The sequence below is a fragment of the Rheinheimera gaetbuli genome, assembly GCF_054781935.1.
Genome location: NZ_BAAGTL010000008.1, coordinates 785,586 through 793,946 on the forward strand (window position 1 = coordinate 785,586; position 8,361 = coordinate 793,946).

At 50.1% G+C, this 8,361-nt stretch carries 7 protein-coding genes; 6 read left to right on the top strand and 1 reads right to left on the bottom strand.

Going from position 1 to position 8,361, the window contains the following annotated elements:
- Position 1: 1 nt before the first annotated feature.
- Positions 2 to 2,593 carry a leucine--tRNA ligase gene (gene leuS, locus ACYVIC_RS10480; RefSeq protein ID WP_460859703.1) on the bottom strand — a complete coding sequence of 864 codons (2,592 nt, stop codon included), beginning with the start codon at positions 2,591 to 2,593 and terminating at the stop codon, positions 2 to 4.
- Positions 2,594 to 2,728: 135 nt separating this feature from the next.
- Here leuS and ACYVIC_RS10485 point away from each other — a divergent pair, with 135 nt between their 5' ends.
- The 6 genes from ACYVIC_RS10485 (at position 2,729) to ACYVIC_RS10510 (ending at position 8,110) form a co-directional block, all read left to right on the top strand.
- The gene (locus tag ACYVIC_RS10485) at positions 2,729 to 3,199 is read left to right on the top strand and encodes a zinc ribbon-containing protein (protein WP_460859704.1); all 471 of its coding nucleotides are present in this window, start codon (positions 2,729 to 2,731) and stop codon (positions 3,197 to 3,199) included.
- 225 nt (positions 3,200 to 3,424) lie between these two features.
- Positions 3,425 to 4,279: a universal stress protein gene (locus tag ACYVIC_RS10490; RefSeq protein WP_460859705.1), complete on the top strand. Its 855-nt coding sequence runs from the start codon at positions 3,425 to 3,427 to the stop codon at positions 4,277 to 4,279.
- A gap of 68 nt (positions 4,280 to 4,347) precedes the next feature.
- A complete protein-coding gene (gene nhaD / locus ACYVIC_RS10495; protein ID WP_460859707.1) occupies positions 4,348 to 5,799 on the top strand; it encodes a sodium:proton antiporter NhaD in 1,452 nt (483 codons plus the stop codon).
- An 81-nt stretch (positions 5,800 to 5,880) separates the two neighbouring features.
- A complete protein-coding gene (gene nhaD, locus ACYVIC_RS10500) occupies positions 5,881 to 7,332 on the top strand; it encodes a sodium:proton antiporter NhaD (RefSeq protein ID WP_460859708.1) in 1,452 nt (483 codons plus the stop codon).
- A gap of 9 nt (positions 7,333 to 7,341) precedes the next feature.
- Positions 7,342 to 7,692: a putative quinol monooxygenase gene (locus ACYVIC_RS10505; protein ID WP_460859710.1), complete on the top strand. Its 351-nt coding sequence runs from the start codon at positions 7,342 to 7,344 to the stop codon at positions 7,690 to 7,692.
- 208 nt (positions 7,693 to 7,900) lie between these two features.
- Positions 7,901 to 8,110, top strand: a complete 210-nt coding sequence (locus ACYVIC_RS10510; RefSeq protein ID WP_460859712.1) for a hypothetical protein — start codon at positions 7,901 to 7,903, stop codon at positions 8,108 to 8,110.
- Positions 8,111 to 8,361: the final 251 nt, after the last annotated feature.

The window sequence follows — 8,361 nt, forward strand, 5'->3', positions numbered from 1 at the left end:
ATCAGCCAACCACCAGGTTTAGTAACTTACCCGGCACGTAAATTACTTTACGTAAGGTTACACCATCGAGGTGGCGGTTTACGTTGTCGTCCGTTTTCGCCGCGGCCAGTACGGTGTCCTGGTCGGCATCAACTGCCACGGTAACTTTGCCGCGTACTTTGCCGTTTACCTGTACCACTACCAATTTTTCATCCTCTACCATGGCTGCCGCATCGGTCTGTGGCCATGGCGTTTGCTCAATGGCGTTGCTCTGGCCCAGCTGAGCCCACAAATACTGCGCCACGTGGGGGGTAATAGGGTTCAGCATTTGCAGCAATGCCAGCACCGCTTCTTGCATCACCGCCCGGTCAAGTTCGGTGGTCAGGCTGGCTTTTTGCAGTTTGTTGCTCAGCTCCATAATGGCGGCAATAGCGGTGTTAAAGGTGTAACGCCGGCCTATGTCATCTGATACCTTGGCGATGGTTTTATGCAGCTCACGGCGCAGGGTTTTCTGTTCGTTATTCAGCAAGGCGATATCAAGCTGGCCCACGTTTCCACTGGTGGCAAATTCATTAACCAGGGCGTAAATACGTTTTATAAAGCGGTGTGCACCTTCTACCGCCGAATCTGACCATTCCAGCGTTTGCTCTGGTGGTGCGGTAAACATCATAAATAAGCGCACAGTATCGGCACCGTAAAGGTCGATAACTTTTTGTGGGTCTATGCCGTTGTTTTTTGATTTTGACATCTTGCTCATGCCTGAGGCGACAACCGGCTGGCCATCACTGTTTAGCACGGCGCTGACAATACGGCCTTTATCATCGCGCTGCACGGTGACGTCAGCTGGTGAGAACCACTGCTTGCCGCCGTTATCGCTGTCACGATAAAAGGTTTCTGCCAGAACCATACCCTGACACAGTAAGCGTTTAAACGGTTCGTCAGATTGCACTAAACCAACATCACGCAGCAATTTGTGGAAGAAGCGGCTGTACAGTAAGTGCAAAATAGCGTGTTCAATTCCGCCGATATACTGATCTACCGGCAGCCAGTAGTTGGCTTTGGCCGGGTCGAGCATGGCTTTGTCATAGTCCGGGCTGCAGTAGCGGGCATAGTACCAGCTCGACTCCATAAAGGTGTCGAAGGTGTCCGTCTCGTGAAACGCTTCAGCGCCGTTATAGCTGGTTTTGGCCCAGTTTGGGTCAGCTTTGATTGGTGAGGTTACACCGTCCATTACGACATCTTCCGGCAGGCGTACCGGTAGTTGATCTTCCGGTACCGGCACCTGGCTGCCATCGGCCAGGTTTAGCATGGGAATAGGCGTGCCCCAGTAGCGCTGGCGTGATACGCCCCAGTCACGCAGCCGGTAATTTACTTTTACCTCGCCGCGGCCCATGCCAGCCAGTTTGGCGGCAATAGCACTAAAAGCAGCATCAAAGGTTAGGCCGTCAAATTCTGCCGAGTTTACCAGTACACCTTTTTCAGCGTAGGCGGCCTGGCTTAAATCACAGGCTTGCACAGCATCTGCTGCTGGCGCGACGACCTGTTTAATTGGCAAATTGTACTTAGTGGCAAATTCATAGTCGCGCTGATCATGGCCAGGTACCGCCATTACGGCGCCAGAACCGTAATCCATCAGCACAAAATTGGCTACCCACACCGGTACCTTGTCACCGGTTAACGGGTGCACAGCATAGATGCCGGTGGCGCAGCCTTTTTTCTCCATGGTGGCAAGCTCGGCTTCAGCTAGCTTGCCGCCTTTGCAGTCTTCAATAAAAGCTGCCAGTGCAGCATTGGTGGCTGCGGCTTGCTGTGCCAGTGGGTGCTGGGCTGCAACGGCAACGTAAGTTACACCGTATAAGGTATCAGGCCGGGTGGTGTAAACGCTTAAGCTTTCGGTTGAATCAGCAATATCAAAGCGGATATCAACGCCCTCAGAGCGGCCAATCCAGTTTTTTTGCATGGTTTTGACTTGCTCAGGCCAGCCGTCTAACTGATCTAAATCTTGTAACAGCTCTTCAGCGTAGGCGGTAATTTTAATAAACCACTGCGCCAGCTCGCGTTGCTCTACTAAGGCGCCAGAGCGCCAGCCTCTGCCGTCGATAACCTGCTCATTAGCCAGTACGCATTGGTCAACCGGGTCCCAGTTCACCGTAGCCATTTTTTTGTATACCAGGCCCTTTTCGTACAACTTGGTAAAAAACCATTGCTCCCAGCGGTAATACTCGGGCTTACAGGTGGCGACTTCACGGCTCCAGTCGTAGCCAAAGCCTAAACGCTTTAACTGGTTTTTCATGTAGTCAATATTTTCGTAGGTCCACTTGGCCGGGGCCGTTTTATGGTTTATTGCGGCGTTTTCTGCCGGCAAACCAAAGGCATCCCAACCCATAGGTTGCATTACGTTTTTACCCTGCATACGCTGAAAACGGCTTACTACATCACCAATGGTATAGTTACGCACATGGCCCATATGCAAACGTCCGCTGGGATAAGGAAACATCGACAGACAGTAAAATTTCTCTTTGCTGGCATCTTCTGTCACTTTAAAAGCGTTGGTGTGTTCCCATTGCTGCTGCAGTGCGGTTTCAATCTGCTGCGGGTTGTATTGTTCTTGCATTCAGGTCTTCCGAAAAAGGGGGGTTAATACAGCTGCCAATAAGGCGGCAAAAAGTGGCTATAGCATACCGCAGAGCCGTTTTGACAACAACAAGCAGCGCATTGTCTATACTGGTTTTACAGCAACGGAGGCCCTATGACAGATTTTGTAAAGAAGTATCAGCAATGGCTTAGCGAGTTTAACCGCAACCTGCAGCAAGCCGAACAGCAGCAACTGGATAATATGGTGTGGTTTGTCGAGCAGCTCAAAGCCTATATCAAAGCCGGCCGGGAACTAAGCGCCTATGAAACGGCGCTCTTTATTGAAACGCTCAAACGGCAGTGGCAAGAACAGGCGCAACAGCCAACGGCTGAATTACCGTCACTGTGGCCCGAGGCCTTGTGGCAGCAACTAAGCTGTATCACGGATAAAAGTCAGTTGGAATGGCAGGAGTTGGCAGCTGACTTTAAGCATCAGGGGATCTATTTCCAGGGTGAAATGGTTGGCATGGGGCGTTATCGCTGCAGTCATTGTTTACAGCATACAGATTACACCCACCCATCTGAGCTGCTGGCTTGCAGCCATTGTAGCGGTGTGCAGTTTTTCCGCGAAGGCCTGCCTGTCTAAGTAATGGCGGTTTAAAAGCTGTAAAGCCATTTAACTTTTTGTTAGTATTCGCGTCCGTCTGCAGTAGCCGTTTGCAACAGCCAGTGCCTACTTGCCGTTGTCTGCATGCTATACCACTAAGGTTGAATAGCGTTTTTGCCGTTTTTCGCTATGCTGTGCTGATTTTTTGCGGCAGCCGGGGTGCTGAGCTCTGCTCTTTGGCCAGCTGAAATTTAAGAGAGCGATATGACAACGCAAATACTGGCCTGTATCGATGCTTCACCTTTTGCTGAAGCCATATGTGATTATGCCGTTTGGGCTGCCAAACAACTGGCTGCACCTATTACATTAGTGCATGCACTGGACAAAGCCCTGCACACTCAGACGCCTGATCTAAGCGGCAGTATTGGCCTGGGGTCACAAGAGTTATTGTTGCAACAACTTGCCGAGCTGGATGAAAAACACAGTAAGCTGGCGTTACAACGCGGGCGCCGTATTTTAGACGCGGCAAGAGCGCACGCCGTAAAAGCCGGTATTACGGCGCTGGACGACTGTTTGCGCCATGGCCAATTGGTAGAAACGCTAACTGAACTAGAAAGCCAGGCCCGTTTACTGGTATTGGGCAAGCGTGGTTTTAGTAGTGCAGATGCCCATGGTCATATGGGGTTACATGTCGAACGGGTTATTCGCAGTTTGCATACCCCTGTTTTACTAACCCAGCAACACTACAAAACCCCGCAGCGCATTATGCTGGCCTATGATGGCAGCGCTACGGCACAAAAAAGCCTGCAAATGCTTTCGGCCAGCCCATTGTGCCGCGGTTTACCGGTTCATTTAGTGATGGCGGGTGCAGACACTGACATTGCCCGGGCAGAATTGGATGGTGCAGCACACATTATGCGCTCGGCGGGTTTTGATACTAAAACCGCCATTGTCGCTGGCGAGCCCGATGTTGTGCTGCATCAGTATCAGCAGGACCATGTTATTGATTTGCTGGTGATGGGCGCCTATGGCCACTCACGGATCCGGCAATTTATTGTTGGCAGCACCACCACTGCCATGATTTGCAAAGCCAAGTGCTCGTTGCTGATCTTACGCTAAACCCGAAACCCGGCTACTGGCCGGGTTTTTTGTACCCGTAACGTTAACCAGGAACTGTTGTTACTATCATGCAAAAGCAAACTATGTTGTTCTGGCCGGTGCTGTTGCTGGCTATGTTCGCACCGGCAGCGCATGCTGCAGTGGGTGCGGTGGATTTAACCGCCAGTGTTACCGGCTTTGTCGCTATCGGCATTTTTGTGCTGGCGTATGCACTGGTAATGCTGGAAGAAAAAATTCACCTGCGTAAATCTAAACCAGTGCTGGTCGCCGCAGGTATTATCTGGGCGTTAATCGGCTGGCAATATGTGCAGGCCGGTATGCCAGAGCAATCTGAAGCGGCGTTTCGCCATACCTTGCTCGAATTTGCCGAGTTAATGTTGTTTTTGCTGGTGGCAATGACCTACATCAATGCGCTGGAAGAGCGCCGGCTGTTTGATGTGCTTCGTAGCTGGCTAGTGCGCAAGGGCTTTAGTTACAAACAGTTGTTCTGGATTACTGGCATCTTATCTTTTTTTATTTCACCGGTAGCCGACAACCTTACCACAGCGCTATTAATGTGTGCGGTGGTGATGAAGGTAGCCGAGGGCGACAAAAAGTTTATTAACCTGTGCTGTATTAATATCGTGGTAGCAGCCAATGCCGGCGGCGCCTTTAGCCCGTTTGGCGACATTACTACCTTAATGGTTTGGCAGGCCGGCCTGCTTAATTTTGCTGAGTTTTTGGTGCTGTTTGTACCGTCACTGGTGAACTACATCATACCGGCGGTTATTATGAGTTTCTTCGTTGAAAACCGTAAGCCTGCGGCACTGCAAGATGATATCGAGCTGAAACGTGGTGCGCTGCGTATTTTAACACTGTTTTTATTAACCATTGCCACCGCAGTAGCCTTTCATACCGTGCTGCATTTACCGCCAGTGCTGGGCATGATGACTGGCCTGGGCTATTTACAGTTTTTTGGTTACTTTTTGCGGGTAACCCTGCCGGGCTCTCTGGCGCGTAAACGCGCAATGGCCGAGCGTGAAGGCGATATGGAACGCTTACGCTCACTTGGCCAGGTTGTGCCATTTGACGTGTTTAGCCGGGTATCGCGTGCCGAGTGGGACACCTTGTTGTTTTTTTACGGCGTGGTTATGTGCGTTGGTGGTTTGGGTTTTATCGGCTATTTAGCACAGATGTCTGATCTGCTGTATACCCAGTGGGATGCCACCTGGGCTAACGTGGCGCTGGGTATTATCTCCGCTGTTATTGATAATATCCCCGTGATGTTTGCGGTACTTACCATGCAGCCAGAGATGTCGCACGGCCATTGGTTGTTAATTACCTTAACAGCAGGTGTAGGTGGCAGCTTGCTATCAATTGGCTCGGCTGCCGGGGTGGCGTTAATGGGGCAGGCGAGGGGTTATTACACCTTTGCCGGCCATTTAAAATGGGCACCGGTTATTTTACTGGGCTATGTCGCCAGTATTTTGGTGCATTTATGGCTAAATAAAGCCAGTTTTAGTGTTTTTGGCATAAGCTGAGTAATTATTCTATTCAAGTTGCTTTATACTGTGCACCCGGTGTCCGCCGGGTGACACTCCTTCCAAACTGAGGACCAAATTGTGAAGCAGTCTGCGCTGGTATTTTTGCTGTGCCTGTTGTTTTCTCCCACCGTGTTTGCCGCCACCGGCAATTTAAATTTAACCCTGTCAACTGTTGGTATCGTTTCATTAGTGCTGTTTGGCCTGGCATACGTGCTGGTAATGGCTGAAGAAAAAATACATCTGCGCAAATCTAAACCGGTACTGGTGGCGGCGGGTATTATCTGGGCACTTATTGCCTGGAAATATATGCAACAAGGCCTGCCTGGTGTGACTGCAGACGCGTTTCGCCATACCTTACTTGAATTTGCCGAGTTAATGCTGTTTTTGCTGGTAGCGATGACGTACATCAGCGCACTGGAAGAGCGGCGGCTGTTTGATGCGCTGCGCGCCTGGATGATCCGCCGGGGTTTTAGTTACCGCACATTGTTTTGGATAAGCGGTGTACTGGCGTTTTTTATCTCGTCTTTTGCCAATAATATGACCACCGCCATGTTGATGTGTGCTGTGGTAATGAAAGTCGCTGAAGGCGACAAACGTTTTATTAACCTGATGTGCGTTAATATCGTGGTAGCAGCCAACGCTGGCGGTGCTTTTATTCCGTTTGGCGACATTACCACACTGATGGTATGGCAGGCCGGTATTATTACCTTTAATGAATTTTTTACCCTGTTTGTTCCGTCGGTTATGAATTACCTGGTGCCCGCCATTGTGATGAGCCTGTTTGTCGAGCGCCGTTACCCGGCAGCACTGCAAGAAGATGTCGAGTTAAAACGCGGTGCACTGCGTATACTGACACTATTTTTAGCCACTATCGCACTGGCAGTGCTGTACCATTCCTGGTTAGATTTACCGCCGGTACTGGGTATGATGACCGGCCTTGGCCTGCTGCAGTTCTTTGGCTTTTTCTTGCGTAAAACCCTGCCGGGTTCGCTGGCGCGTAAACGGGCTATGGCCGAGCGTGAGGGCGATATCGAGCGAATGCGGGCGCTTGGACAAATTGTGCCCTTTGATGTCTTCAACCGCATTGCCCGCGCCGAGTGGGACACCTTATTATTCTTCTATGGCGTGGTAATGTGTGTTGGCGGCCTGGGTTATATTGGTTATCTGGAAATGCTATCTGCCAGCTTATACGGTGGCGGTAATCCGACTATTGCCAACGTGGTTTTAGGTTTAATGTCATCCGTGGTGGACAACATTCCGGTGATGTTTGCGGTACTTACTATGCAGCCGGATATGTCGCACGGCCAGTGGTTGCTAATCACCTTAACCGCGGGTGTTGGTGGTAGCTTGTTATCTATTGGCTCAGCCGCGGGTGTGGCGTTAATGGGCCAGGCCCGTGGTTATTACACCTTTGCCGGCCATTTAAAATGGGCGCCGGTAATACTGCTGGGCTATGCTGCCAGCGTATTAACGCATTTGTATTTAAACGCCGACCTGTTTCAGATATACGGCAGCCCGGCTGGGCACTAAGGAGGTATTATGTCGAAAAAAGTCTATTGCATCGCGCAGTTTCAACCCAAACCGGGCAAAGCCGACGAGTTGTTTAAGGTGCTGCAAAGCTTAGAGCCAAACAGCAACCGCGAAGATGGCTGCCTGCAGTATATTGTTACCCGGCAAATAGTAAGCCCCTTTGCCGAAGGCAAAAGCTTTCCAATTGCCTTTAATGAAATCTGGGCCGACTTAGCCAGCTTTGAAGCCCATTGCCAGCGCGCTGAAATAAAGCATTTTTTTGACACCTACTGCCTGGCCGAAGACGGTCTGGCAGCAGATTGGAATGTCTGCATTTACAGCGACGAACCGGCCAACTTCGACGCGCCCAAGCTGGCGTAGTTGTCCGCCTGATTAACAACAAAAAACCTGCGCCAGCAGGTTTTTTTATGCCTGCTATGGCTGCGTTTATTGATAAAGCATGGCCAAGAATAACGCCGTTGCCGTGTTTAGCACAGAAGTCGCTGACGCATTAGTGGCAATACCTTGATTTCGCGGTGTACGATGGTGTTATTATTAACATTAATGTATCAATGAACGGCGTTTAAAGATGATGGAATTGTCGGAAGTTTGGCAGATGGTCGGTGTTTTAGCAGCCTTTGTGGTTTTGATGGTTTTAATTGACTTGCTGGACTTTCCCGATTGGGTACGGGCTTATTTAAAAAAAGGCAACACACGTCAGGGGCTTGAGCATAAGGTGGCCGCGCTCCAATCGCAGGTTGAAGAGTTAGAGCGCAAAGTTAGTCGCCTGTCAGAGTAAAGCGTTATGGTTTAGCATTGCAAAGCCGACGTTTGCTTGTTAAGCGGAAGTTTCCGTAATTGCCGCTAGTTGCCTAAAAGCCGTACCTATAAGCCATTGAAAATAAGCTTAAACCGATGTAATGTCATCAACACAAAGTTTACAAAGGCGGAAAAATCCGTGTTTAAATACGGATTTTTCCGCCCAATAAGCGTTGAACTAAGCCGCTGCGCGGAGCTCTCAGCCACTACCTGTTATTGAACCACACTTAC